The sequence below is a fragment of the Helicobacter pylori genome (assembly GCF_011175115.1).
Lineage (GTDB): Bacteria > Campylobacterota > Campylobacteria > Campylobacterales > Helicobacteraceae > Helicobacter > Helicobacter pylori_DF.
Window position 1 is genome coordinate 1 of sequence record NZ_SHOW01000009.1, and the last position, 26,489, is coordinate 26,489.

Genomic DNA, 26,489 nt, shown 5'->3' on the forward strand with positions numbered 1-26,489 from the left:
TTTTTTTTAAATTCCTTTGTTTTGAACTTCTTGTTTTTGAACCCTTTGTTTTTTTGAACTTTCTTTTTTTGAACTTTCTTTTTTTGGGGGGTTTGATGAAAAATCCTTTTTAGCGTTTTTGACGATTTGGTTAGTGGAAAACTTGTCGCTAATTTAAGCGGTAGTTTTTAAAAAGCGCTTTTTTAGGGGGTTTAAGTTGGAGATTAAAAGGGGGAGAATGATTTCAAATACTTTCTATCTCTTTAAGAAAATAAAATAAAACTCAATAAAATGAGTTTATTATAAAATCAAATCTAAAACGATTATTTTTCACTCACAGAACTTTTATTCTTTTAAACTTTTTTAAAATTTTTTACTAAAAGATCTTTTAATCTTTTCACTGATTTTTCAATCCGCTTCTTTTTTAATCTTTTGATCTTTAATTTTTTAATCTTTAATCTTTTCATTAACTTCCCAATCCGCTTTTCAATCTTTAAGTTTTGATTTCTAGCTTTTTAATCTTGCTCTATCGCTTGCGCTATAATGAACTTGTCATCTTATATTTTTAAAGGAATAAAGCATGCCAAACACCACCGCAGAAAAAGACTACACAAAATACAGCCAAAGACAGCTTTTTAATTTAATCCATCAATTAGAGCGAAAAATCAAAAAGATGCAAAATGATAGAGTTTCTTTTAAAGAAAAAATGGCTAAAGAATTGGAAAAAAGGGATCAAAACTTTAAGGATAAAATAGACGCATTAAATGAACTCTTGCAAAAAATCAGCCAAGCTTTTGATGATAAAAGAGATTGTTGTTTTGGGCATGAAACCCCAAACATTCAAACGCAACAAGCCATGAGAGATGCGGATAACAAAGAAACAGATTTGTTCGTTGAGGATTTTTCTAGTTATAGCAATGAGAGAAAAAAGGCTTTAGGTGTTGAAGCTCAATCTTAAAAAATCTTTTCAAAAAGATTTTGATAAATTGCTTTTGAATGGGTTTGATGATAGCGTTTTGAAGGAAGTCATTCTAACCTTAAGAAAAAAAGAACCGCTAGATCCACGATTTCAAGATCATGCCCTAAAAGGCAAGTGGAAACCTTTTAGGGAATGCCATATTAAATCCGACATTTTGCTTGTGTATTTAGTGAAAGATGATGAGCTGATTTTGTTAAGGTTAGGCAGTCATAGTGAGTTGTTTTAATCCACCCACACCCCTTATAACGCTTAAACCAAATCGCTTGCGCTATAATGAGCTGATATTTTTAAAAAAGGAATAAGCATGCCTAACACCACCAAAAAAGATTACACAAAATACAGCCAAAAACAGCTTTTTAATCTCATCAATCAATTAGAGCAAAAAATTAGCCAAGCGTTTGATGATAAAAGAGGTTGTTGTTTGGGGCATGAGATCCCAAATATTGAAACGCAACAAGCCATAAGAGATGCGTTAAATGGCGAAAACTTAGAGGTTATTGAAGATTTTTCTGCATGGGCAAATGAAATCAAATAAAGAAGTGAATGCTGAAAATTAAGCACCATGCCCTTTACAAAAAAGATTTTAAAAAACTTGTTAAAAAGGGGTAGCCTTGATTAGCGCCTACATTAGCGTTAAAGTTTTGATTTAGCCCTATCTTAATATAGTTTAGCTTGCCATAGTTAGTCGTTGTTCCTATCGTGCTTGTTAGGGCTGGCTTGTTATCTTGGGATTGTTGTTGGTTGAATGGTTCGCTAAAGAATAGCTTGGGCGTGTTAGTGGGGTCTAATGACCTCCACAATTTAACTTGATCAATCAGTTAGAACTTGAGGGAGGCGTTAAATGGGGTTAATCTCACTCAAATTGATAGTTTAGATGATTTTACAAACGAGTTAAAAAGAGAAAATAGTAAAGGTTTTGAAAATGTATGCTTTAGCGTTTGATTTAAAGATTGAGATTTTAAAAAAAGAATACGGAGAACCCTACAATAAAGCCTATGATGATTTAAGGCAAGAATTAGAGCTATTAGGGTTTGAATGGACTCAAGGGAGCGTTTATGTTAATTATTCTAAAGAAAACACTCTAGCGCAAATCTATAAAGCGATCAATAAACTCTCTCAAATTGAGTGGTTTAAAAAGTCTGTTAGGGATATTAGAGCGTTTAAGGTAGAGGACTTTAGCGATTTTACTGAGATTGTGAAATCCTAGTGTTTAGCCAAATTTTTAAAATTCTTGGCACTTATAGAGTGAAAAATAACGCTTTTTTATGGCTTAGGCAGTCATAGCGAGTCGTTTTGAACCGCCCACACCACTCATAACGCCTAAATGAATCGCTCACCAACTACCCCCTCCCTTTTTAGGGATAAATTTAGGGTTAAAACACCGCTCACGCTTTTTTATTTTTTAAACACCCTCGTGTTTGCCGCTTTTTAAATACCCTCGCGTGCGCATTTCCTTGCGCTTCAAAGCCCCTTCATAGCGGCGGATTTCAACCTCTGTTTTAGGCTCGTATTTAGGCATGGGGGTGGGTTTGCCATTTTCCACAGCCACCATCGTGAAATAGCATGAATTGGTGTGCGTGATTTCACGAGTTTTAATATCTTCGCTCAAAACCTTAATCCCCACTTCGCACGAGGTGTTCCCCACATAATTGATGCTGGCTAAAAAAGTGAGCAAATTCCCTACAGGAATGGGGTATTTAAAAGTAACCCCATCCACGCTTAAAGTGACCGTTCCTTTAGTGCAATAACGAGTCGAACACACATAAGCCACTTTATCCAACAAATTCAATAATTCCCCCCCATGCATGACATTGTTGAAATTAGCGGTTGTAGGCACGACTAAATAGCTCATCAATAATTTAGTGCGATCCGCTGTGTCTATAGTGAAATCAAAATGACTAGAATGCGATGATTGTATTTGAGGCATTGCTTCTCCTTAATTAAAATTGGTGTTAAAAATGTCTTTTGTAAAAAACATTCCAAGAACTATATATTAGTCAAAATTAAGTAATATTAAGTGAATATTAGAGGCATTAGAAAAATAATAAGAGGGTTAGCGTTAGATAATGGGCGAGAAAAAAGAAAGCCAAAAGGTGGCGGTTATCACTGGGGCGAGTTCTGGGATTGGGTTAGAGTGTGCGTTAATGCTGTTAGATCAAGGGTATAAAGTCTATGCACTCTCTAGGCATGCGACTTTGTGCGTAGCGTTAAACCATGCGTTATGCGAGAGCGTTGATATTGATGTGAGCGATTCTAACGCTTTAAAAGAAGTGTTTTTAAACATCAGCGCTAAAGAAGATCATTGCGATGTTTTGATCAATTCTGCTGGTTATGGGGTGTTTGGGAGCGTAGAAGACACGCCTATTGAAGAGGTTAAAAAACAATTTGGCGTGAATTTTTTCGCTCTTTGTGAAGTGGTGCAGTTTTGTTTGCCCTTACTAAAAAACAAGCCCTATTCTAAGATTTTTAATCTTTCTTCCATAGCGGGGCGTGTGAGCATGCTCTTTTTAGGTCATTATAGCGCGAGTAAGCATGCCTTAGAGGCTTATAGCGATGCTTTGCGTTTAGAGCTTAAACCCTTTAACGTTCAAGTGTGTTTGATTGAGCCAGGCCCGGTGAAAAGCAATTGGGAAAAAACCGCTTTTTCAGTTGAGAATTTTGAGAGTGAAGATAGCCTTTATGCGTTAGAAGTGAATGCGGCTAAAACTTTTTATGCGAGCGTGTATGAAAACGCCCTAAGCGCTAAAGCCGTGGCGCAAAAAATTGTTTTTCTTAGCATGAGTCAAAAAATCAAGGCCCGCTATTTGATCGGCTTAAAAACCCAATTGTTGTTGGCGTTGTATCAAATCCTCCCGAGTAGTTGGTATGATTCTTTGTTCAGATTAATCGTTCTTAAAAGGAAGCACGATGCTTAAAACCTATCATATTGCCTTAGCTTGCGTGATTTTAGCGGTGGTGGTGCTGTTGTTTGGAGGGGAGTCCTTGAGTTTGGAAGAATGGCAAGAAGTGTGCCTTAATGTGAAAAACCACTTTTTACACAATGAAGAACTGAGCTCTTTAAGTGTTATTATTTTAGAAATACGATTACCACGAGTGATCTTAGCGCTCCTGGTGGGAGCGAGTTTGTCTGGGAGTGGGGTGGTGATGCAAACGATTTTTAGAAACCCCTTAGTCGATCCCTTTTTACTAGGGATTTCTAGCGGGGCGATGCTAGGCGTGGCGATGGCGATAGCGGTAGTGGAGTCTAACATTGCGATTTTAGCGTTTTTTGGGGCGATTTTAGCTAGTCTTGCTGTTTTGGCGATGAATAGGGTTTTAGGCAATTCCGTCCTTTCGTTGGTGCTTTCAGGGGTGGTGTTGAGCGCGTTTTTAAGCGCACTTGCCGGGGCGATAAAATTCTTTGTGATCCCCCAAAAAGCGCAAGCGATTGTCGTGTGGCTTTTAGGGAGCTTGTCTTTGAGCAGTTATAAGGATTGTTTGATCGCTTTCATAGGGCTATCTTTGGGCTTTATCCCGCTTTTTTTGTTAAGGTGGCGCATCAATTTATTGAGCTTGAGCGATGCGCAAAGTTTGAGCTTGGGGATTAACCCGGTGTTGTTGCGATCGCTTTGTTTGGTGTGTGTGAGCGTGGCGAGCGCTTTAGCGGTGAGCGTGTCCGGCACGATTGGCTGGATTGGGTTAGTCATTCCGCATGTGGCGAGGTTGTTTTTTGGGGCGAATTTGCAAAAACTGCTTTTAAGCTCTTTGTTAATGGGGGCGTTTTTCTTGCTTCTAGCGGATGTGGTGGCTAAAACCATTACCCCCTATGATTTGCCGGTAGGCATTGCGACAAGCGTTTTAGGAGCGCCTTTCTTCTTGTGGCTTTTATTTAGGACTAGGGGGGTGTGATGGTCTTAGAAGTTAAGAACCTGTCCTTTAAATATTCTCAAAAACTCATTTTGGATAAATTGAGTTTTAGCGTGCCAAAAAACAGCATCACCAGCATTTTAGCGCCTAATGGCTCGGGTAAAACCACGCTTTTAAAATGCCTTTTAGGGCTTTTGAAACCTTTAGAAGAAACCGAAATCAAGGCGTGTAACAAAGATATTTTACCCTTAAAGCCTTATGAAAAAGCCAAATTGATCGCTTATATCCCCCAAGTGGAATATTATGCGTTCAATTTCAGCGTGCTAGATTTTGTTTTAATGGGGAAGGCGACGCATTTGAATCTGTTCGCTATGCCTAAAGCTAAGCACATTAAAGAAGCGACTAGCGTTTTAGAGCGCTTGGATTTAGAGTCCTTAAAAGATCAAGGCATCAATGATTTATCCGGCGGTCAAAGGCAAATGGTGCTTTTAGCCAGGAGTTTGTTGCAAAGAACGCCCTTATTATTACTGGATGAGCCTACGAGCGCGTTAGATTTAAAAAACCAAGCCCTTTTTTTTGATGCGATTAAAGATGAGATGAAAAAACGAGAATTGAGCGTTTTAGTCAATATCCATGATCCCAATTTGGTTGCCAGGCACTCCACGCATGTGGTCATGCTCAAAGATAAAAAACTTTTTTTGCAAGCTTCCACACCAATCGCTATGACTTCACACAATTTAAGCGCGCTTTATGACACGCCCTTAGAAGCGATCTGGCATGATGATAAGCTTGTAGTGTATGCGTTGTAGGGGTTGAAAAAAGGGGATTTTGAGTTATAATATTTCGTTTATTTTTATTTTCAAGGAGTTTATGTGAAAATTAGCGCATCTGTTACCCCCCCCCCCCCCCTCTCATTTCAAACTATCCCCATAGTAGTAGCTTTTGACAATATTTATTGCATCCCTGCGGGTGTGAGTTTATATTCCATGCTTCTTAACGCGAAGCGAGAAAGAGATGGGGTAAAACTCTTTTATCAAATCCATTGTTTAGTGGATAGTTTGAGTGCTGAAAATGCAGAAAAATTAAAGCGGACTATAGCCCCCTTTAACGCGTTTTCTGGTATTGAATTTTGTGATATTTCAAAGAATGACGCTTACCCTTTTACATTGGTTTCTCAACTTTTCTTAAGACTCAATCCTTTCGCTAAAAAGCGTTTTTCCAAAATGATTTTATGCCGTTTGTTGCTGGCGAGTATTTTCCCTCAATACGAAAAAATAATCATGTTTGATGTGGATACCTTGTTTGTGGGCGATATTAGCGAGAGCTTTTTTATCCCTATGGATGGAGCGTATTTTGGAGCGACCAAAGAAGACCTCTCATTGATTAACATTCATAGCGCTAATGATTTGTTTGTATCTCGGCTTAATTGGTCTAGGGGAATGGGTGTCAAACTCAATCATAAAAGCCTGAGCTTTCAAGAAGTGGGAATTCTATATGAAAACCCTTTTAATGCAGGTTTTATGCTGGTCAATTTGGCGTTGTGGAGGGAGAGTCATTTGGAAGAAAAGCTGATTGATTTTTTTAAAACAAGAGATGAAGGGCTGTTGTTGCCAGAGCAAGATTTATTTGTGCTTGTTTGTCAAGGGTGTATTTTAGAAATGCCTTGCAAGTATAATGTCCATCCACGCATGGTTGGGACAAGAATGATACCTAAAAAATCTGACGCTTGCATGTTGCATTTTTATGCTGATGAAAAGCCTTGGAAGCATTTTGGCTACCCGTATTCTAAAGAATGGCATCAAGTCGCTTTTAAAACTTCTTTTGAATCTTTGGTTTTTGAGAATTTAGTGGGTAAAATTGAAACTTTTACTGAACTCAATGACCACAACAAAAAGAGTTTTTTTGAATTTTTAAACACCAAGCTGAATAAAAAATTCCTTATACAATACGTTTTGTTTAAGATTTTTAAAAAGCTAGAGTCTTTTTGTTTGCGTTAGTGGAGTTCATTTTGAAGGCTAACCCCTTATTTGGGGTTGGTTTGCTAATACGCTCCCCCAATTATACTTTTTAAACCTATCGCACCCCATGCCAGAGCATGGGTTTAAGAGCGATACTTAGATCGGTATTAGAAACTATACCTCATTCCTAAATTGGAAGCGAAATGGCTTGCGTTGGAAATCAAATTGTGCAAATAAACCACGCCCAAATTCAAAAACACTTCTTTAGCTAATCGCAATTCCCCACCCATCATCGCTCTTGCATAGGTGCTTAAAGGACTGCGAGCGGCATTGATTTTAAAGGTGTTTAAAGACGCCACATCATTCGATCCAAAGTGAGCGAACTCTTGTAAAACTCCCGCATGCAAATAGAAGTATGAAGTGTCCCCATAATAATAACGCGCTTCCACGTTAGCGTTAGCGTTGAATAAATGCTGACTGCTCGCGCCATTTTTTAAAGCCACTTGTGATTGGCTGTTGCTTTTAAAGTTGGTTGAACCTAAATGGTTATAGCCCACGCCCACGCTTGGTTTTAACACTAAAGCGTTCCTAAAAAACGCGAAGTCATAACCATAGCTCGCTCTTGTTGTGGCACTATAGGCTAAGTAATTATAGCTTTGATTCAAATCTTGTAATAGAGCGCTTTTGAAATTCAAGCTTGATTGATCGCTCCCTAGCGCCCCTTGAGCTTCAAAATCAAATTCATGCTGGTTGGCAAAAATACGGCTATACACGCCAAAATTAGCGTTATTAGCCCCAGAGTTAAGAGAGTTCGCTTGATTGCTAAAAGAGCTATAACCATAGCTTCCAAACCCGCCCACAATGGCTTCCACTTCCCCATTAAGGTAAGCATCTACACCGGCGCTTGTGCCATACAATGAAGCGTTGGAGCCATTATTCAAGCTCGCTCCCCCAATAGCGTTAGCCCAAACATTGGTGGGTTTTTCATATTTGGGGGCAAATTGATACAACACTTCTGCTGCGCTCTCTAAAGAAGCGAATTTTTGGTCTTTTAAAGTTTGTAAGCGTTGAGCGAACGAGTCAATATGGTTGGTGTGCCTTCTGGAGAGATTGACTAAACGAGAATTTAAAATCATCGCATTGCTCAAGCTCAAAGTTTGCAAGCCGCTGGTTTTATGCTCTAAACTGGCTACGTTGTTTAAAGCGGTAGTGGCCGCATTCAATTGCTTGGTGATTTCACCGGTGCTTGTGTTATCGATCATTTGTCTGGCATAACCCGCATTGTGGCTATCAATCAATAAGGTTTGTAAGAGATCCCTGCCTTGCGCGCCTGAATGAGTATAGAGCGTGTCAATATCTTTAGAGCGGTTAGCCAATTCAAACACGCTTTCAATAGTGCCAAAATCATGCTTATTGATAGCGACTAAATTAGGAGTGGCGCTGTGAGCGAAAGGAGCGTTCTTTACGAGGGCGTAGTTAGCAGAACGCGCATTATTAGTGGTGTTTGTGGGTAAGTTGGTGGTATTGCCACCATTCTCAGTAGGCGTAGAATTGCCTAAATAATACACCGAAATTTTAGAGCCGTTAGCCGTTTTACTGATGCCTATATTTTTCCATGCCTTACCGATAAGATACTTGTAATTGTCAGGGTTGTTCACCATGCTTTGATTGCCGATAGCCATACCGCATGCTTTAATGTCATCAGTATTTCGCACCACACAAGTATCCATGCGGTTATTGTTGTTATAAAGGGCTAGGCGCTCTTTGAATTGCTCTTCTAGATTAACATTACTAATGCCATTGGTACCTGTAGAAACATTACCATAACCAATGATTTTCGCTTTCAATAAAACATGCTCTGTATTTTTAATGAGATCTTGAGCGCTGTTAACCTTGATGAGCGGTTTGTAAAATCCGGTCGCGCTGTCTATATCATTATTAAACATCATAGCTGCTGCATTGCCTACATTTAAGGTTGCCACTTTCCCGCCTCGGACCAGATAGTTGATAGTGCCTTGATTGTTGATAAAATCCCCCTGAATGGTTAAATTTGAAAATTGACTATAGTCCATGACCGCATTTTGACCCAGGGTTAGATTATTAAACATAAGTTTTGATGTGCCCCAAGGGTTTTCTGGGGTTGAAGAAGCGAATTTTCTGGTGATTTCAACATTTTTAATATTCCTAGCGTCAAAATAATTCCAAGGGCTATAATAAAACTCATTGATAACCAATTTTTCGCCGCCTTTAAATTTAACACCCCCAGAAAAGATTGACCTAGTGCCAGTTTCCAAACGCACGGTATTGATGCGCGATTGACTGCCTATATCTTCGCTAAAATGAGTGTATTCCCCCACACTCACCCCATTGGTTTTAACAATCAATTCATTAATGTTGAAGTTTTTAACGGCCACATTAGTGGAAGCCGTAATGAGCTTGTTGATATTGACCTTACCTGTAACACCACTAAAATCTAAGGTGTTGAAACCACCATTACCCGTATCAATACCTTTAAAATTAGCTGTATGAGCATCCACCTTTAAATTCACAAATCTTCCCAAACTAATATCGTTATTAAAAGTGGCTGTGCCGTTTTTGGTATCCGTACCAGCCTTAAACTCAAAATTCGCGCTTGATCCTGCCAAAGCATAACCACCCACTTGATTATTCACTCTTAAAGGCCCATCAACGGTGATATTCCCAGTTAGATTTTCCACTAATAAAGAACGCCCGCTCGCTTGATTGGACATATTGACACCGCCTTTGCCGATATGCAAATGAGCCGCATTGGTGGTAAGAGAAGCTTTATACCCTCCCACTCTAATCGTGCCATCGGCTTTAGTGTTTATGCGATCAATATTGACCACCGTGTCTTTGCCGCCAGCAAAAGGCCCATCAATGACTTGCGTGGGTTGAATTTCTGTTTTTTGCGCGCTATTGGGTGGGTTAATGACCTGAGTGTTACTATTGTTTTGACTGCTCTCTTGTTTGTCGTTTTTAGCGCCACTCTGAGGAGTGGTATTATTAGGTTTATCCTTGTAGCCGCCTTCTGGAGGGGCGATAATGTTTAACCCGGCGCTTTGCCACAAATCCAGTGTGCCAATATGAGTCTTATTGCTAGCGATAATGCCCGCTTGAGCGGCGTTTTTATCGCCCACAGTGAGATGGTTAAAATCCACTTCCCCTGTTACTTTTGAAGTGTTTATCGTGCTGTATGAAGGGGCCAGATACGCTCCCACATATTGCAAGCGGCCCATCCACACATTACCCATTAATTTAACGCTGTTTGAAGCCAAATTAAGCGTGGCGCCATCATAAAGAGAAATTTCCGCATTTTTACTGCTAGTAATCCCTTCTGAAGCTTGCAAAGTCAAAACCGTAGAGCTGGCCTTCCTCCCGGCTCCAGAACCCACACGATTGTTGATTTCTACAAAATTATCAATTGAGATATTTTTAGCGTTGAAATCCACTCTCGTGGTGCGATCAGCACTATCCTTATAGCTTGTAAAAGAATTGCCATTGAATTGGCCCAAGCGTAAAGTGGCTTTTTGCATATTCACGTCTAAATCCCCACCAGTAAAGTTTCTAAGCCCTGATAGTTTATAAGTCCCTACAGCGTCTTTCATATCCACTTCAAGCTTGTTCTGCTGCCCGCCTTTGACCCAATAATGCCTAGCGGCGTTCCCCCAGTCCCAACCTCCATCAATCTTACTGGATAAAAGGGATTGGTATAAGTCGTATTCCTTGTTAGGGAATTCATTAAAGCCTTTTCCTGCTTGAATGCGCCAAACTTTATCGGGTTTATCTGGGGTTTTATTGGCTTCTTCGGCTTGTTTGAGCCCCCAGCCAAGAAGCCCTGAGACCGTTCCTACAGCGGTGCCTGTAGCGATACCCCCAACAATGGCTGGAATGATCACGGTTGTGAAAAAGGCGGCATGACTTTGTTGCGGTATGGCACTAATCAACGCTCCTGCTAAAACAAGAGAAACTAAAGGGCGATTGATTTTGCGGTGTGTTTGTTGTATTTCCATTTCTTTCCTTTCTTTTTGTAAAACGATTTTTGCACAAAGGGTGCGACTTTAGACTAGAAAATTTCTGTTGCATTTACGATTAAGGTTATAAATATATAGTATCTACAACCATTGTTCAATTTTTATCAAATTAAAGTAAATGAACATAAAACTTAACAAGATTAAAGAGCAATATTGCTAGAATTTGTGGTTAGAATATGTAAATAGGTAAAATTTGAAAAGCTTAAAAAGCCTCTCTTACTGAAAATTTTGGTTAGAATGTGTAAAAAGGTAAAATTGGAGGCGTTTAAAAAAGCTTCTCCCAAATCGTGCCTTGTGGGGTGTCCATCAAAGCGATTTTGTGGTTTAAAAGCTCTTCTCTGATGCTATCGGCTTTTAAAAAATCTTTCTGTTCTTTGGCGCGTTTTCTTTCTTCTATCTTGCTTTCAATTTCTTGTTTTTCGCTTTCGCTCACGCCTAATTGGAAATACGCGCTAGGGTCTTTAAACCCGATGCCAAGCAGTTCTTCTATGAATTTCAAATTCGCTAAAATTTCGCCTTTCAAAGCCTTATTTTTGGGGTTTTGATCCAGTTTTTCGTTGGTAGAAGAAAGCATGCTTTCTAAAACGCTCAACGCTTTAGAAATGTTTAAATCATCTTGCATGCATTCTAAAATTTCTTTTTTAAAATTTGGATTTATTCCTCCTAAAGTCCCTAAAACGCGCTGTTTCAAGCGATAGATTTTATCCAAGCGTTTTTTACTCATTAACAAGTCTTCTTCATTGAAATTCAAAACAGAGCGGTAATGCACCCCCAATAAATAATTGCGCAAAATCTCGCCATCATAGTTTTTCAAGGCGTCTTTAATGAAAAAGCTATTCCCTAAACTTTTAGACATTTTTTCGTTATTGATATTCACAAAGCCATTGTGCATCCAGTATTTGGCGATTTCCACGCCAAAAGCGCAACGGGTTTGGCACGCTTCATTTTCATGGTGGGGGAATAACAAATCCGATCCGCCTGCATGAATATCAATTTGATAAGGGGCGTTAGCGAGCGCTAAAGTTTCAAAAACCATGCTAGAGCATTCTATATGCCAACCAGGGCGCCCTTTGCCTAAAGGGCTATCAAAGCCCACATCATTATCCCCCTTATAGCTTTTCCACAACACAAAATCCTGCTCAAGCCGTTTTTCTTGCACCAAACCGATACGGCTAAATTCCACGCTGCTATTATGCACGCTCAAAGATCCGTAATCTTTATCCTTGCTCGTGTCTAAATAAATATCCCCATTAGAGACTTGATAAGCGAAATTTTTTTCTAAAAGCGTTTCAATCATGCGCACCATAGCGTCTAAATACTCGCTCGCTTTAGGCTCTAGGCTGGGTTTTTTCACGTTCAAAGCGTTCAAATCCCTCGTGTAAGATTCAATGTAAATGTTGCTTAATTCCTGAATGCTTTTGTTTTCTTTGAAGGCTTTGTTGATGATCTTATCGTCAATATCCGTGAAATTCCTTACTAGCATCACTTCATAGCCGCTCAATTCAAGCGTGCGCCTCAACAAATCAAAAGCAATCGCGCTCCTGGCATGCCCTAAATGAGCGTCATCATACACCGTAGGCCCGCACACATAAATATTCGCCTTATTTTTAACTAAAGGCTCAAAAGGGACTTTTTGCTTTAATTTGGTATCATAAATAAACATTTAAAAACCTTGAAAATAATAAAATAAATATAAATGTGTAACCCACGATTTGAACGCTAAGAGTAATAAGATTTCCACGCAAGCGAGGAAAAGGATTACAAGCCATGATTTTAAATTCTTGATTATACCCAAGAATAATTGAAAGCCAAACGCTTTTATCGTTAAAACAAATAAAAACAGCCCGCTCAAACTATTCGCTAACGCTAAACCTAAAACCCCTAACAAAGGCATTAAACTCAAAGAAGCCACCAAACCTAAAAAAAGCGAAATTAAAGAGATTTTAGCCGCTTTTTTTTGTTCTAACTTCGCATAAAGCCACAAAGAAAAGAGTTTAGTTAGCCCAAAAGGGAGCAAACCTAAAAGATAGAGCGAAAAGACTTGCGAAGTGATTAAAGTGTCTTTAGGGCTAAACTGCCCCCTTTCAAATAAAAGCTCGGTGATTTCTTGACTTAGCATGATCCCCCCAATGCTGCAAAAGAGCAAAACCCCCACCAAAAAAAACCACGCCTTTTGCAAGCGCTGTAAGATTAAATCCTGCTGATTGTTTTTAAGCGCGATCGCAATGCTGGGGAAAAGGGCTGTGGAGATAGCGATAGCAAATAAGGCTAAAGGGAGCTGGAAGACTCTGTTAGCATAATACAAATAAGACACGCTCCCGCTCGCTAAAAAAGAGGCGATCGTGGTGTCTAAAAAAGAAGCGATCTGAGCACTAGAATTGCCTAAAACGCTGGGGAAAAACTGCTTGAAAAACCCTTTCAGATCCCTTTTAACCCTATTCAAACGATATTCTTTTTTGTTTGCGTTTTTAGTCTTAAAACCCAACAGCCCTTTAGATAATAAATCCCATAAGCCTAATTCCATTAAAGGATAAAAGTGTAATAAAATTTGAGCCACGCCCCCTAAAAGCACGCCATAGCTCAAATAATACAACGCTTCTAAATGCGTTTTTTCTTTGGAAATGAAAAGGGCTAAAATCATGCATACATTGAGTAAGCTTGCGCTATAAGCGCTGGCAAAAAAGCTGTGTTTGTATTGTAGAAGCGCACCTAAAAAAGTGGTGATAAACACCAATAAAAGATACCAAAAATTGATCGCTACAATAGGGGCGCATAGTTTGAGCGTCTCTTCATCAAAGCCGTAAGCTAGGAGTTTGGTTAGCCATAAGGGATTGAGCGCTACTAATAAGCACCACATGAATAAAACGCCGCAAAAAATAAGCCCCACCAAACTCGCAAAACCCCCCTTAATGGAACTCCGTATGAAGCTCGGTAAAAAGCTTTGAGAAAAAGAGCCCTCCGCAAAAATACGCCTGAATAAATTAGGCAATTTGAAAGCCACAAAGAAAATATCGCTATACACCCCAGCCCCTAGGATATTGGCCATCATCAAATCCCGTAAAAAGCCAAAAATCCTAGAGCATAAAATCCCTAAGCTGTTGGTTAAAAATATTTTTTTTAGCATACTAGTTGTATTTATTACCTAATTTTCAGTGTTTTTTTGTTAGCATATTTCTTTTTTCAAATTCTTATATTATACCATTTAAGGATTAAAAAATGAGCTTGGAGCGTTTTGCCCCTATAAAAGTTGAGCGGTGCAAAGACATTCAAAAAGAATTAAAAAAAGCGGCCGCTGAAAATAAATTACAAACAGAAGATCTGTGGTTTGAGATTTTAAAAACTTCTATTTTTATCAAAAACAGCGCTAAAGACGATTTTAGCGAGGCTTTTGGTGGGGAATTGCAGCAATTAGAAGAAGAGGAATACTATGAAAAAAAAGAGCTAACCCTCTATCAAACCCACGACATTAAAATCAAATCAAACGCCTATAAACGCTTTTTTGAAGTGCAAGTGGATGAAGATTTAAGCAAAATAGAAATTATTTTAGACGAGTGTTTTATTGTCCTAGACACTGAAGAGCATTACCAAGAAATGTTTGCGTATATTAAAGAGCGTTTGGCTTTTGAGGGCGTAGTGTTTAGGCATTTTTCACAAATGTATGAAAATTTAAAAACAGAATTAAGAAAATATCAAAAAGAAGCCCAAAACAAGCGCTTTATTTTATACGCTTCTCCAACTTTTATCCCTAATACAGAAGAAAAATCGCATTTTTTACTAGAAGAAGAATACCTTCCAACCCATACCATTTTTTTAAGCGATCAAGAAGAATCTTTTGTTAAAGAAAATTACTATATCGCTAAAGAAAACCAAAAAGTCGCTTGCGTGAATTGCCCCAAACAAGGCAGAGACGGCCGTAACCTTAAAGGCCTTTATATTGAATTGCCTAAAGTTGCTCATTCGCCCACCCCCATAGGGCATGACAAAAACGCTTTTGAAGAAAGAGAAGAAGATAACGCTTTAGTGTATTACTCCAAAGCCTTACAAGGGGTTAAAATGGAAAAGGGACGTTTGGTTTCTAAGCAAAATTTTATCTTTAAAAACGGGATCAAGTCCATTGAAACGCCTAATCTTTTAGGGGGAGTGGAGAGCGGGCTAGTTTTAGAGATCCAAGCTAAAGACGAATTGAGCGATGCGATCGATTCTAATCTCATTTTAGAAGCGAGCGCGATTAATGTTAAGGGCAATGTGGGCAAGAATGTGATCTTAGTGGCCAAAGAAATCACTATAGAGGGGCAAATCCACCCTGAAAGCTATGTCTATGCCAATCAAGCGCGTATCACTAACCATAAGGGCGTGTGCTACGCTAAAGAGTTTGAGTGTAAGTATTTAGAGCGCGCTAAAGTGTATGCCAATAGCGTTAAAGTGGAAGCGAGCGCAGGGAGCGTGGTCTATGCGAAAGAAATCGCTTTAGAAAAGCTCAAAAGCGACAACAAGCTGTATTTTTCCAAGCAATGTTGGATTGATGAGGTGGATGGCAATGGCAACCGCTTTATTTTTTACGCTTTTGGGGGGCGAGAAAACCAAGAAGAATTGAAAAACGCTAAACAAAAACTCAATGCCTTAGGGGTAAAATCTAAAAAAATCATCGCTCAGCACCAGTCCTTAAACCATTTGGTTAAAAACCATCAAGCCATCATGGAAAAGCTTAAAAACGCCACTGAAGAAATCAAACGATCTTTAATGCAACAAGAAAGCGTGAAAGACGCTTATAGCGAGTTTATGTTTGCTTTAAAGCGTTTGAAAATCTTAAAAGCCCAGATGCTGGAATTGCAAAAAATCAATAACGAATGTTACGCTAAACTCATTAGTATAGAAAACAGCTTCCAGCATGCAAACATTACGACTAAAAACCCTTTCAAGCAAGAAAATATCGTGATTTATCATCGCAATTACCCTAAAGTGAGCAACTTGAGCGCTATGTTAAGCCATAATGAAAGCGTGAACGTGATCTATGAAGATCATAAAATCAAAAAAGTCCCTAAAAGCGCGATAAAAGGCTAGAACAAGAAATAAAAAAGGGATAAAAATGATAGTGGGTTTGATAGGGGTTGTGGAAAAAATCTCCGCTTTAGAAGTGCATATAGAAGTGCAAGGGGTTGTTTATGGGGTGCAAGTTTCTATGCGAACGGCTGCTTTGCTTCAAGCGGGCCAAAAAGCGCGTTTGAAAATCTTACAAGTGATTAAAGAAGATGCGCATCTTTTATACGGGTTTTTAGAAGAGGGCGAAAAAATCCTTTTTGAAAGGCTTTTGAAAATCAATGGGGTAGGGGGGCGTATCGCTTTAGCCATTCTTTCAAGCTTTTCGCCGAATGAATTTGAAAACATTATCGCCACCAAAGAAGTCAAAAGACTCCAGCAAGTCCCAGGTATAGGGAAAAAGCTCGCTGATAAGATCATGGTGGATTTGATTGGCTTTTTCATTCAAGATGAAAACAGACCCGCACGCAATGAGGTTTTTTTAGCCCTAGAGAGTTTGGGCTTTAAAAGCGCTGAAATCAACCAAGTCTTAAAAACCCTAAAACCCAATCTCAGCATAGAAGCAGCGATTAAAGAAGCCTTACAACAACTGCACTCTTAAAAAAAGGTTTTTAGTTTAGCGCACATAATAGAGCGTAGGATAGCCTAATAAGATAAAGTAGGGAGCGAGTGAAACAGAAGCCAAAGATTACGCCATAAGCGTGATTAAAACGATACCGGAAGTGATTGACAAAGGCGTTAAGGTTGAACGAAACGGAAGAGTAGCTATTGAATACCAAAATATAAGAGTAGGTTTAAAGGATAATTGGAAAGGAGAAAAATTACCTAATCATTGGATTATAACAGGATATGAGAAGACAGAGAGTAGCGGAAGTTTATATACATCTCCACTAATCACAAAGAGCGAGATTCTACCCTTAAACTCTATTGAAAATAATCCTACACAAAAACCGCTAACAAGTCAAGAGGATTTATTAAAACAACAAGAAAGTTTAAACGAATTTACAAAAGAGCCTACCCATTTAAGCCCCTTAACACAAATGCAAGCATAAAAGCATGATCTAATGCTAAAAACAATGCAAAAAAATGCGTAAAACGAAATGATAAGGATAAATCTATAAAAAACATTAGCAAAATCTCAAAAATAGCAATTGACCATCAGTTATGAGCTGAGTGCTAGACATATTTGATAAAGCTAATGCGTTGGAACTTTAACATAAAAAATTAAACACAAAGAGTGAGAAATGAAAAGGATTAAAAAGCCTCACCTTGACCATACACAAGCCCTTTCGTCTTATGTGCCAGGGTCTATTGGCACACTTAAAGCGTTTTTAGTATGGGTTAGAAAATATTCTCTAGCCCACGCCTTGATAATATTAGCACAAAAACATTAAACAATAAAAAATAGAAATAGTGGATTAGCTTTAAAAACGATATATAAATTAAAGTTTTAAGAATAATACGAAAAGCGTTACAAGACACCAAACCCTCTAAGGGGCAACCATAGGTTGAGTTCCTATAGCGATGTCTGTAAGAATGTTACCATAAAAACCCTAGCAAAGCCAAATAACGACCTAAATCTTTTCAAAGAGAACGCAAGGAGAATAAATGAAAAACAAAAAACGATGTTAAAGCAGAGATGAACAAGGCGGACATTATCCACTCTTTCATTCCGCAGGATAGCTGAAAATGCTAAAAAGCAATGAGTGGGTTACCATTGAAACCGTAAAACAAAAATTTTAATAAGTCAAGGGAGTCAAGAAATGAAAACGAGCGAAAGCTATAACCAAATCCTAGAAAAAGCGAGAACGATAATGGATAAGACCGAATGATTAAAGAGTGAGTGGGTTATTACAAAGTTTAAAGCAGATAAAACAAGGAATGGGCTAATTGAGTCGCCTTTAGCACAAAATTACAAGGGGAAAGATACCAATCCCCTAAACCTTGATAACCCCAATCCTACCACAAAAAAATAAGCAAGAAGTAACGAACTACCCGAGCTTACCCAGTGAGTATGAGAAAAATAAGCCCAAAAACCCCTTTAAAATTCTGGCTTTGTTCTAATCAAACGTCAATAATTGAGCTTTTAAAAAATGATTTTTTAAACTCTATAAAAATGAAATAACCCTTTTTATGGTTTAGTTTAAAGCCCAGTTGGTTTTAGTGAGATTTTCTCTGATTGAAAACAGCTTGTCTTTGACTTCGTTACTGCTCAATTTCCTCACTTTATCAGAATTGTATTTCAAATCCTGGCTAAGGAGAGACAGCCTGTTAGACAAATCGGCAATATCCACCCTTAACCCCTCATCTCTGGCTAATTTGAGCGCGGGGATTAGATCCGTATCTTTTGAAAATATCAAAATCCTATCAGCTATTTTTTTAAAGGCTATTCTTTGAATGTCAAGACCCATGAGCATATCCACCTGCTTTTGTTCTAATAACGCCCTATAACTCCCATCAAACTCCACTCTTATTGCGTTTAACTTAGTCCTCCCTAACCTCAATTCCACTTGATCCAATGAAGCCAGATCGTGTTGGAAATTTTCCACATCGCTATAAATCTTCTCCCATTTAGTCGCTTCACTGCTTTGTAAGATTTCTTCAATGTCGCTGCTGGTGAAGATTTTCATTTCTGTTCCCGGATTTTTTTCATTTTGGAGGGTGTCGTTCCTTTTATCCCACAACGCATGTTCAAAATCAAAGGGTGGGGTGGTATAAAAGTAAATGCGACTGATCCATTCATCATCTAGTAAAAAAGCTCTGATAGTAACGATCACATCTAAAGCGATATTGTAATTAACGCATTTTGTTTGTTTAATATCGCGCCTGAAATTCTCCCAATCCACTAGTATGATTGTGTTTGCTTTCATTTATTGCTCCCTTATTTATACGCTAAATTTTTTAAAAATTCTTAATGCAATCTTGTATTTTGCGCCAACAAGAAACATGGATATAATAATAACATTTTTAAACCTTGCAATTAAATAATAGGAATGATTGATGCGTATTTTAGGAATAGATCCGGGCAGTAGGAAATGCGGGTATGCTATCATTTCTCACGCTTCTAACAAGCTTTCTTTAATCACGGCTGGGTTCATTAATATCACCACAATACGCTTGCAAGAACAGATTTTAGACTTGATAGAAGCCTTAGATTGCTTATTGGATCGTTACGAAGTCCATGAAGTGGCGATTGAAGATATTTTCTTTGGGTATAACCCAAAAAGCGTGATCAAACTCGCGCAATTCAGGGGGGCGTTGTCTTTAAAGATTTTAGAAAGGATCGGTAATTTTAGCGAATACACGCCCTTACAAGTCAAAAAAGCCCTTACCGGTAACGGGAAAGCCGCTAAAGAGCAAGTGGCCTTTATGGTCAAACGCTTGCTTAACATCACAAGCGAAATCAAGCCTTTGGATATTAGCGATGCGATAGCCGTTGCTATCACGCATGCGCAACGCTTAAAGCTCCACTAATCACCATTTGTAAGCCACTTCAAAGCGCGCGTTAAAACCAGGCTCTGCGATCGCTCTTTTAATGGCGTCAGTGCCTGGCATATCCGGGCTCATGACATAGGGGCTTGTCTGATCCACATAGAATTTGTTGAAAACATTATTAAACACGGCTGAAAGCAACAAACCTTTCCAGCGGCTTTTGGTTTTGGGACTCCAATTGATATAAAAATTACTCACGCCATAGCCCGGTTTATGCATATGCACTAACCCTAATTGGGATCCGCATTTGGCTAAATCGGTAGGGGTTTTGGGTTTCTCAGCCGTCCCGTAATCAGGCAAGTAAATATCAAACCCGCAATAATCTAAACCGGTAACAAAGCGGCTAAGCCAAGCAAGATTGATCCCTGTTTTTGGAATGGTGTAATCCAATTTAATGATAAAAACATTACCGGTGCTTGCGGCAAGCTCATAGCTGTCCGCCATTAAATACCCCCTAGTGGTGGGCCAAGTGCGCGAGATCCCCACATTCAAACTCACGCCCTTGTATCTGAAAGTCCCACCCACTTCATAGCCATAAATCCTAATCGCTTGACTCAAATTGGTTACGATCAAGCGTTGCGCGTATTGTGAGATGAAATTATCCAAAGCTTGATAGAACGCCGCAGCCCTCCCGCTAAAATACTGGCTTGAATAGTCAATATTAAATTCAGCGTTAGAGCCCACTTCAGGCTTGATGTTTTTAGCGTATCGCAAATCGTTTTGGCGCATATACACGCCATCTCCTGGCATCACCCCCCTTGTAACTTGAGAATAAGTGATTTTTAACGATAAAGGCTCAATGGGACTGATCACAAGAGCCGCGCTAGGGCTAAAGCCTTGAGTGTAGCGGTGGTTCCAGTCTTTATCATAAAGCGTGTAGGCGTCCCACCTTACCCCGGCTCCAAAAGTGATGATTTTATGAGGCGAGTAATTCGCTTGCACATAGCCTCCATAAATATTCCCATTGGCTTTCCCTCTTTGGCATAGCGTAGGGTCATTGGGGTTATTATCCACAAGACTGCAAGCGGTTTGTTTTTGCCCTTTATCATCAGTATAAACTTGATTAGGCCTGTATAATTCTGATTTAGGGATGCGAGCGTCAAAAACGCTTAAATTTTGGTAGTTGAATCCGTATTCAAAAAGGCTGTCTGTGGCTTCATCAATCACATGCGCGACTTTAAGGTTTAAGCCGGTGTTGTTTAAAAACAAATTCCTAGGCTGTGAGCTTGGTTTATCCACATCTGAAAAGCTTGGGGTGCAATACCCGCCTTCAACGCATGGGTAATTTTCTTTTTCCCATGCACTCGCTTGAGAAGTGGGGAATTTAGCATAAACGCCATTAGGATCAAATAGAGGATCAAACTGAGCGTTTCTAATGCTTGTATAAAGGGTAAAATCTAATCGTGGGTCGCCAAAAGAATTTCCCGCTTCCCTTTTGTATTGTAAGGAAAGATTGTTAGCGGTATTGACGGAGTGATACATGTATCTAGTGAAACTATCCAACACATTAGGACACCCTTGGTCGCTATCTGGGCTAAAGGGGGCTTCACAAGGATAGGCTAACCCTATAGCGTTACTCCTTAAAGGGCGTGTAGCGTTATCTCGTGTCATGTTCCAGCTGAAAGTGAGCGTGTCTCTGTCGCTCAAATAACCATTCATTTTAACTAAAGCGTTGTTTTGCTCGCTAGGAGTTCCTGGCTCTTTATCGGCTTGTGTGGGATTGAAAAGGTTTTTTGTCGCTGTAGCGCCGCTTCTATAATAGAAGATGTTTTGGTGCGTGTAGTAAGCGATAATATCAAAATGCGCGTTTTGATAAGCCGATCTAAAAGTTTCTCGATCGCCAAAATTGGTATAAAAACTCACCGCCCCACTGGCTGCATAATTTTTCCCCCTAGGGATAAAATCAGCCGCTCCTTTAGTCTCCATTTTAATCACCCCTGCGATCGCTCCTGGCCCTGCACTCGCATTCGCCGCACCTTTGGTAACTTCCACGCTTTTGAGCATGCCAGGGTCAATCACGGTGTTGCCTTGGTGGTGGTAGATATTGCCATTTTGTGCAGCCCCATCCACCGTAACCCTTAAAAGCCTGTCTTCAATGCCTCTCACATAGATTTTCTGCCCCATCACGCTCCCTCCGCCCACATTCACATCAGGGTTAGTCCTAAACAGGTCTTTGACTTCATTGCTTTGTCGTTGATCCAATTCTTTAGAAGTAACCTTAAATTCATTGTTATAAGTGAAAATCCTTTTGGCTTGGGTGGTAACCTTATTTAAAGTGCGTTCCTCACTATAGCAAGTCTCAGTGAGTAGGGGTAAACATAAAGCGTATCTAAGCTTTGGGTATGATCTTAAAAACATCCAACAACTCTCCTTAAATTTAAAAATTCAAAAAATAAAAATCAAAAAAAAAAAAACAAAATCCGCTAAAACATTGAGATAGAATAGTATAATAATTATTATTAAAACCAGATTAAAAATAAAATTTTGTTTTTAATCTTTCTTATTTTCATTAATTGTTACGAATAGAAATACTTAAGGGGGTTTTTTATTCTTAAAAAAAAGATTTTTTAAGGAAATTGAATCTTGTTAGTCTTTGTATAACAAATTATGTAATAATCACCACAAGTAATTGGCCTAGTGTCGGATTACGAAGATTTGAGATTATAAAAGGAAAAAAGATGGTTAATAAAGATGTGAAACAAACCACTGCTTTTGGCGCTCCCGTTTGGGATGACAACAATGTGATTACGGCCGGCCCTAGAGGTCCTGTTTTATTACAAAGCACTTGGTTTTTGGAAAAGTTAGCGGCATTTGACAGAGAAAGAATCCCTGAAAGGGTCGTGCATGCTAAAGGAAGCGGGGCTTATGGCACTTTTACCGTGACTAAAGACATCACTAAATACACTAAAGCGAAAATTTTCTCTAAAGTGGGCAAAAAAACCGAATGCTTTTTCAGATTTTCTACTGTGGCAGGGGAAAAAGGCAGTGCGGATGCGGTGAGAGACCCTAGAGGTTTTGCGATGAAGTATTACACTGAAGAAGGTAACTGGGATTTAGTAGGGAACAACACGCCTGTTTTCTTTATCCGTGACGGGATCAAATTCCCTGATTTCATCCACACTCAAAAACGAGATCCTCAAACCAATTTGCCTAATCATGACATGGTATGGGATTTTTGGAGTAATGTTCCTGAAAGTTTGTATCAAGTAACATGGGTTATGAGCGATAGAGGTATTCCTAAATCTTTCCGCCACATGGATGGTTTTGGTAGCCACACTTTCAGCCTTATCAACGCGAAAGGCGAACGCTTTTGGGTGAAATTCCACTTTGAAACCATGCAAGGCGTTAAGCACTTGACTAACGAAGAAGCTGCAGAAATCAGAAAGCATGATCCTGATTCCAATCAAAGGGATTTATTCAATGCGATCGCTAGAGGGGATTTCCCAAAATGGAAATTAAGCATTCAAGTGATGCCAGAAGAAGATGCTAAAAAGTATCGATTCCATCCGTTTGATGTAACTAAAATTTGGTATCTCAAAGATTATCCATTGATGGAAGTGGGCATTGTAGAGTTGAATAAAAATCCTGAAAACTATTTCGCAGAAGTGGAGCAAGCGGCATTCACTCCGGCTAATGTCGTTCCTGGAATTGGCTATAGCCCTGATAGGATGTTACAAGCTCGCTTGTTCTCTTATGGAGACACACACCGCTACCGCTTAGGGGTTAATTATTCTCAGATACCGGTCAATAAACCAAGGTGTCCGTTCCACTCTTCTAGTAGAGATGGTTACATGCAAAACGGATACTACGGCTCTTTACAAAACTATACGCCTAGCTCATTGCCAGGTTATAAAGAAGATAAGAGTGCAAGAGATCCTAAGTTCAACTTAGCTCATATTGAGAAAGAGTTTGAAGTGTGGAATTGGGATTACAGAGCTGAGGATAGCGATTACTACACCCAACCAGGTGATTACTACCGCTCATTGCCAGCTGATGAAAAAGAAAGGTTGCATGACACTATTGGAGAGTCTTTAGCTCATGTTACCCATAAAGAAATTGTGGATAAACAATTGGAGCATTTCAAGAAAGCTGACCCCAAATACGCTGAGGGAGTTAAAAAAGCTCTTGAAAAACACCAAAAAATGATGAAAGACATGCATGGAAAAGACATGCACCACACAAAAAAGAAAAAGTAACCCTTTTCTTTAAGCGTTCTTATTTTTTAGGAACGCTTTGTCTTTCAAAATTTAGGTTTTTGGATACTCATCATTCCTTTGGTGGTGTGTCCTATTTTTTCATTCATTCAACGGATTTAAAAATTACAATAAAGAGTTATAGTTATGAAACGAAGGGATTTTATTAAAACGACTGCTTTAGGCGCTACAGGTGCTGTTTTAGGAGCACAGATTTTGCAGGCAGAAGAAAGCAAAGGGAGTGCTGCAAAATATAAAATAGAAGCTCAATACAGCATTGATTTTGATTCTGCAGAGCACACTTCACTTTTCATTCCCATGCCGAGTGTTGTAGCGAGCAATGTGTATTTACAAGGCAATCATGCCAGCTATAAAAGCATGCTCAATTTTGGAGTGCCTTATTTGCAAGTGGAATTTTTAAAAAGCGCTCAAAAAAAACGAGTTCATTTGTCGTATGAGATCGCTAGCTATCAATTGAATGAGCGTTTGTTTGATGCGAGCGATTTTGTAGCAATGGGGCGTTATGAAAGAGACGATGCGAGCGTGGCTAACATTGCCAACCAGCTCAAGGGAGCAACCCCTAAAGAAAGCGTTCGTAATTTTTATGCGTTCATCAAACATGAGATGCCTAAGAGACAGAAGGCTTTAGAGGGTAAAGAAAATTTGCCTAAAAAAGAGAGTTTGCCTTGGTTTGCAACCATTTCACAAGAGAGCATGTTTGTGTCCTTATGCCATGCGTGTGGGATTAAAAGCGCTGAAGTGCAAGGCTTGAAATTGGCTCAAAACAGCGTGGTGAAAAACGCCCCTAGAGTGGAAGTGTATTTGAAAGATTCATTTCTAGCGTTTGATTTTCAAAATAATCACAAGGAAGTCTTTATCCCATTGAATCGTCATAAAGACATGCAGTTAGATTCTGCTTTATTGGCGACTTTTGGCGATGCCTTTGCCCTTGTAGATGGTAGGGATTTAGGCAATTACGAGAGCAAACTTTTTGAAAAAAGAGTGTCCTATACGATTGTCTAAAGGCATGAAGTTTAGGAATATTCCTTAATGGTGAGCTTTCCTTTTTAGGAGGGTTTGCAAAAAGGATTTGAAAGGGTTGTCTTTATGCGAGAATTTTTTAAGAAACTTGGCACAGAATACGCTTCCAAGTTGTTTTTGGTTTATTGGCTTAGATGGATGTTGAGCGCGTTGGTGATGCTGCCTTTTATGGAGGTTTTTTATTATTTCAATTTTCCGTTGTGGCTCAATCTTTTCTTGGGGCAAACCATTGGAGCGGTGATTTTTTTCAAGTTGGATAAGTTGATTTTTTCTAAAAAATAATTTTTACAAGCTTAAAAACCACCGAGCTTTTTTTATTTTTAAGCTTTTTGTATTTTCCTAAGCTTTTTTGAGGAATTCAGATTTTAAAGACAGGCTCTGCCCTTCCACTTTACAATCCACATTGTGATCGCTATTGACAAGCTTGATATTTTTGATTTTAGTGCCTTTTTTAAGCACCAAAGATGAACCTTTAACCTTTAAATCTTTAATGAGAATGACCGAGTCCCCATTTTGTAAAAGATTATTATGGCAATCTTTAACGATCAATCCTTCATTACTAACTTCATTTTCATTCCATTCATACAAACAGCTAGAGCAAACGAACTGCGTGCCATCATGGTAGGTATAGGCGTCGTCGCATTTAGGGCATGGGGGTAAATCTTGCATGATAATTATCCTTATCGTGGTGTTATCGCTACCATGTTATCTAAAGCAAGGTTATAAAACGCTTTAATTTGATAAGTATCAACCCCCTAAGATCGCATGGCGAAAAATTATCGCCTGCTTAGCGCAAGCTATTTAATATTTTAAAAAATTCTTTTAGCTTTTTTAATGTTATCAATTTAAATTTTTTCTCGTTGGTATTCAAAAAGCCCTTTTTTAAAAATAGGTTACTAAACGTTACTAATAAGTTAAAATTCGTGAAAATAACCATAATGATTAAAGCTTTTAACCACTATTGTAGAAAAATAACGAGAGGGTTTGTAAAAATTCCCACCAAAAAACAAGGAGCAAAAAAGATGAAAAAAGCGGGCTTTCTTTTTTTGGTGCTGATGGCTATCGCTGTTGTGAGTTTAAGCGCCAAAGATCCGAACGTGTTGCGTAAGATTGTTTTTGAGAAATGTTTGCCCAATTATGAGAAAAATCAAAATCCTTCGCCATGCATAGAAGTCAAACCCGATGCCGGCTATGTGGTTTTAAAAGATATTAACGGCCCGTTGCAATATTTGTTGATGCCAACGACTCACATTAGCGGTATTGAAAACCCTTTGCTGCTTGATCCTTCTACGCCTAACTTTTTTTACTTGTCATGGCAAGCGCGCGATTTTATGAGTAAAAAATACGGCAAACCCATTCCTGATAGCGCAATTTCTTTGACGATCAACTCTAGCAAAGGGCGATCGCAAAACCATTTTCACATCCATATCTCTTGCATTAGCCTTGATGCACGCAAACAATTGGACAATCATCTAAAAAAAATCAACAGCCGTTGGTCGCCATTATCAGGTGGCTTGAACGGGCATAAATATTTGGCGCGTCGGGTAACAGAGAGCGAATTAGCGCAAAAAAGCCCGTTCATCATGCTTAATAAAGAAGTGCCTAACGCGCACAAACGCATGGGGGACTATGGCTTAGCGGTGGTGCAACAGAGCGATAACTCCTTTGTCTTGTTAGCAACACAATTTAACCCATTGACTTTAAATCGCGCTTCAGCTGAAGAAATTCAAGATCATGAATGCGCGATTTTGCACTAAAGCGAGTTAAGTTCTTAAATTTGAGCGATAGTCTTTAAAAAGCGTTATGGGGGTGGTGTTGCAAAACCCCCTATTTATTTGTGAATTTGACTGATCTTTTTTATTGACAAAACTTTAAAATCCGCAACCAATCATTCTAAAAAGCCATTTAGGAA

General features: G+C 39.0%; 23 protein-coding genes and 1 pseudogene. 16 read left to right on the forward strand and 8 right to left on the reverse strand.

The genetic code is table 11. The features are described from left to right. Positions 1-559: 559 nt before the first annotated feature. The 3 genes and pseudogenes from EXS92_RS07240 (at position 560) to EXS92_RS07250 (ending at position 1,515) form a co-directional block, all read left to right on the forward strand. Entirely contained in the window at positions 560-937 is a 378-nt protein-coding gene (locus EXS92_RS07240) for a type II toxin-antitoxin system HP0895 family antitoxin (protein ID WP_165516020.1), read from the forward strand. After that, positions 918-1,184, forward strand: a complete 267-nt coding sequence (locus EXS92_RS07245; RefSeq protein ID WP_013356424.1) for an HP0894 family type II toxin-antitoxin system mRNA interferase toxin — start codon at positions 918-920, stop codon at positions 1,182-1,184. The genes EXS92_RS07240 and EXS92_RS07245 overlap by 20 nt, the downstream gene beginning before the upstream one ends. A 78-nt stretch (positions 1,185-1,262) precedes the next feature. Continuing rightward, positions 1,263-1,515, forward strand: a pseudogene (locus EXS92_RS07250) (hypothetical protein). A gap of 12 nt (positions 1,516-1,527) precedes the next feature. Here the strand turns inward: EXS92_RS07250 and EXS92_RS07255 are convergent. Continuing rightward, the gene (locus EXS92_RS07255; RefSeq protein WP_165516021.1) at positions 1,528-1,758 is read right to left on the reverse strand and encodes a hypothetical protein; all 231 of its coding nucleotides are present in this window, start codon (positions 1,756-1,758) and stop codon (positions 1,528-1,530) included. A gap of 122 nt (positions 1,759-1,880) precedes the next feature. Here EXS92_RS07255 and vapD point away from each other — a divergent pair, with 122 nt between their 5' ends. After that, entirely contained in the window at positions 1,881-2,165 is a 285-nt protein-coding gene (gene vapD / locus EXS92_RS07260) for an endoribonuclease VapD (RefSeq protein WP_165516022.1), read from the forward strand. Between the two features lie 195 nt (positions 2,166-2,360). Here vapD and EXS92_RS07265 read toward each other — a convergent pair whose 3' ends face one another. Further along, complete coding sequence (locus EXS92_RS07265; RefSeq protein ID WP_001135632.1) at positions 2,361-2,885, reverse strand: acyl-CoA thioesterase; 525 nt, start codon at positions 2,883-2,885, stop codon at positions 2,361-2,363. 139 nt (positions 2,886-3,024) lie between these two features. Between EXS92_RS07265 and EXS92_RS07270 the strand changes: the two genes are divergently transcribed. The 4 genes from EXS92_RS07270 (at position 3,025) to EXS92_RS07285 (ending at position 6,801) form a co-directional block, all read left to right on the forward strand. Further along, positions 3,025-3,873, forward strand: coding sequence for an SDR family oxidoreductase (locus EXS92_RS07270; RefSeq protein WP_165516023.1), 849 nt, complete (start codon positions 3,025-3,027; stop codon positions 3,871-3,873). After that, positions 3,866-4,846 (forward strand): FecCD family ABC transporter permease, encoded by a 981-nt coding sequence (locus EXS92_RS07275; RefSeq protein ID WP_000921461.1) that lies wholly within the window; start codon positions 3,866-3,868, stop codon positions 4,844-4,846. Before EXS92_RS07270 ends, EXS92_RS07275 begins: the two co-directional genes overlap by 8 nt. After that, positions 4,846-5,613: an ABC transporter ATP-binding protein gene (locus EXS92_RS07280; RefSeq protein ID WP_000242348.1), complete on the forward strand. Its 768-nt coding sequence runs from the start codon at positions 4,846-4,848 to the stop codon at positions 5,611-5,613. Before EXS92_RS07275 ends, EXS92_RS07280 begins: the two co-directional genes overlap by 1 nt. 63 nt (positions 5,614-5,676) lie before the next feature. Continuing rightward, positions 5,677-6,801, forward strand: coding sequence for a glycosyltransferase family 8 protein (locus EXS92_RS07285; RefSeq protein WP_341848057.1), 1,125 nt, complete (start codon positions 5,677-5,679; stop codon positions 6,799-6,801). A gap of 128 nt (positions 6,802-6,929) precedes the next feature. Here the strand turns inward: EXS92_RS07285 and vacA are convergent, their stop codons facing one another. From vacA to murJ, 3 genes are all read right to left on the reverse strand, one after another. Further along, positions 6,930-10,793 (reverse strand): autotransporter vacuolating cytotoxin VacA, encoded by a 3,864-nt coding sequence (gene vacA, locus EXS92_RS07290; protein WP_165516024.1) that lies wholly within the window; start codon positions 10,791-10,793, stop codon positions 6,930-6,932. A gap of 286 nt (positions 10,794-11,079) precedes the next feature. Further along, positions 11,080-12,477: a cysteine--tRNA ligase gene (cysS, locus tag EXS92_RS07295; RefSeq protein ID WP_165516025.1), complete on the reverse strand. Its 1,398-nt coding sequence runs from the start codon at positions 12,475-12,477 to the stop codon at positions 11,080-11,082. Beyond that, on the reverse strand, positions 12,478-13,938 hold the full coding sequence (murJ, locus tag EXS92_RS07300) for a murein biosynthesis integral membrane protein MurJ (protein ID WP_165516026.1): 1,461 nt from the start codon (positions 13,936-13,938) through the stop codon (positions 12,478-12,480). A 92-nt stretch (positions 13,939-14,030) separates the two neighbouring features. Between murJ and EXS92_RS07305 the strand changes: the two genes are divergently transcribed. From EXS92_RS07305 to EXS92_RS07315, 3 genes are all read left to right on the forward strand, one after another. Beyond that, entirely contained in the window at positions 14,031-15,875 is a 1,845-nt protein-coding gene (locus EXS92_RS07305) for a FapA family protein (protein ID WP_165516027.1), read from the forward strand. Positions 15,876-15,900: 25 nt separating this feature from the next. Further along, positions 15,901-16,452 carry a Holliday junction branch migration protein RuvA gene (ruvA, locus tag EXS92_RS07310; RefSeq protein ID WP_165516028.1) on the forward strand — a complete coding sequence of 184 codons (552 nt, stop codon included), beginning with the start codon at positions 15,901-15,903 and terminating at the stop codon, positions 16,450-16,452. 100 nt (positions 16,453-16,552) lie between these two features. Further along, positions 16,553-16,903, forward strand: coding sequence for a DUF3519 domain-containing protein (locus tag EXS92_RS07315; protein ID WP_158077642.1), 351 nt, complete (start codon positions 16,553-16,555; stop codon positions 16,901-16,903). Positions 16,904-17,989: 1,086 nt separating this feature from the next. On the opposite strand, the gene EXS92_RS07320 is transcribed toward EXS92_RS07315, so the two are convergent. Further along, the gene (locus EXS92_RS07320) at positions 17,990-18,721 is read right to left on the reverse strand and encodes an NYN domain-containing protein (protein WP_000646774.1); all 732 of its coding nucleotides are present in this window, start codon (positions 18,719-18,721) and stop codon (positions 17,990-17,992) included. A 130-nt stretch (positions 18,722-18,851) separates the two neighbouring features. On the opposite strand from EXS92_RS07320, the gene ruvC reads away from it, so the two are divergent. After that, the gene (gene ruvC, locus EXS92_RS07325) at positions 18,852-19,325 is read left to right on the forward strand and encodes a crossover junction endodeoxyribonuclease RuvC (protein WP_064436646.1); all 474 of its coding nucleotides are present in this window, start codon (positions 18,852-18,854) and stop codon (positions 19,323-19,325) included. On the opposite strand, the gene EXS92_RS07330 is transcribed toward ruvC, so the two are convergent. Then, positions 19,326-21,701: a TonB-dependent receptor gene (locus EXS92_RS07330; RefSeq protein WP_165516029.1), complete on the reverse strand. Its 2,376-nt coding sequence runs from the start codon at positions 21,699-21,701 to the stop codon at positions 19,326-19,328. It abuts the gene before it with no gap. A 320-nt stretch (positions 21,702-22,021) separates the two neighbouring features. On the opposite strand from EXS92_RS07330, the gene EXS92_RS07335 reads away from it, so the two are divergent. The 3 genes from EXS92_RS07335 (at position 22,022) to EXS92_RS07345 (ending at position 24,859) form a co-directional block, all read left to right on the forward strand. Beyond that, entirely contained in the window at positions 22,022-23,539 is a 1,518-nt protein-coding gene (locus EXS92_RS07335) for a catalase (RefSeq protein ID WP_165516030.1), read from the forward strand. Between the two features lie 144 nt (positions 23,540-23,683). Further along, positions 23,684-24,559 (forward strand): twin-arginine translocation signal domain-containing protein, encoded by an 876-nt coding sequence (locus EXS92_RS07340; protein ID WP_165516031.1) that lies wholly within the window; start codon positions 23,684-23,686, stop codon positions 24,557-24,559. An 84-nt stretch (positions 24,560-24,643) separates the two neighbouring features. Continuing rightward, the gene (locus EXS92_RS07345; RefSeq protein WP_001206523.1) at positions 24,644-24,859 is read left to right on the forward strand and encodes a hypothetical protein; all 216 of its coding nucleotides are present in this window, start codon (positions 24,644-24,646) and stop codon (positions 24,857-24,859) included. 57 nt (positions 24,860-24,916) lie between these two features. Here the strand turns inward: EXS92_RS07345 and EXS92_RS07350 are convergent, their stop codons facing one another. Then, positions 24,917-25,246 (reverse strand): zinc ribbon domain-containing protein YjdM, encoded by a 330-nt coding sequence (locus EXS92_RS07350; protein WP_033776381.1) that lies wholly within the window; start codon positions 25,244-25,246, stop codon positions 24,917-24,919. Between the two features lie 191 nt (positions 25,247-25,437). Here EXS92_RS07350 and cdh point away from each other — a divergent pair, with 191 nt between their 5' ends. Beyond that, positions 25,438-26,334 carry a CDP-diacylglycerol diphosphatase gene (gene cdh, locus EXS92_RS07355; RefSeq protein ID WP_165516032.1) on the forward strand — a complete coding sequence of 299 codons (897 nt, stop codon included), beginning with the start codon at positions 25,438-25,440 and terminating at the stop codon, positions 26,332-26,334. The last annotated feature ends 155 nt before the right edge of the window (positions 26,335-26,489 follow it).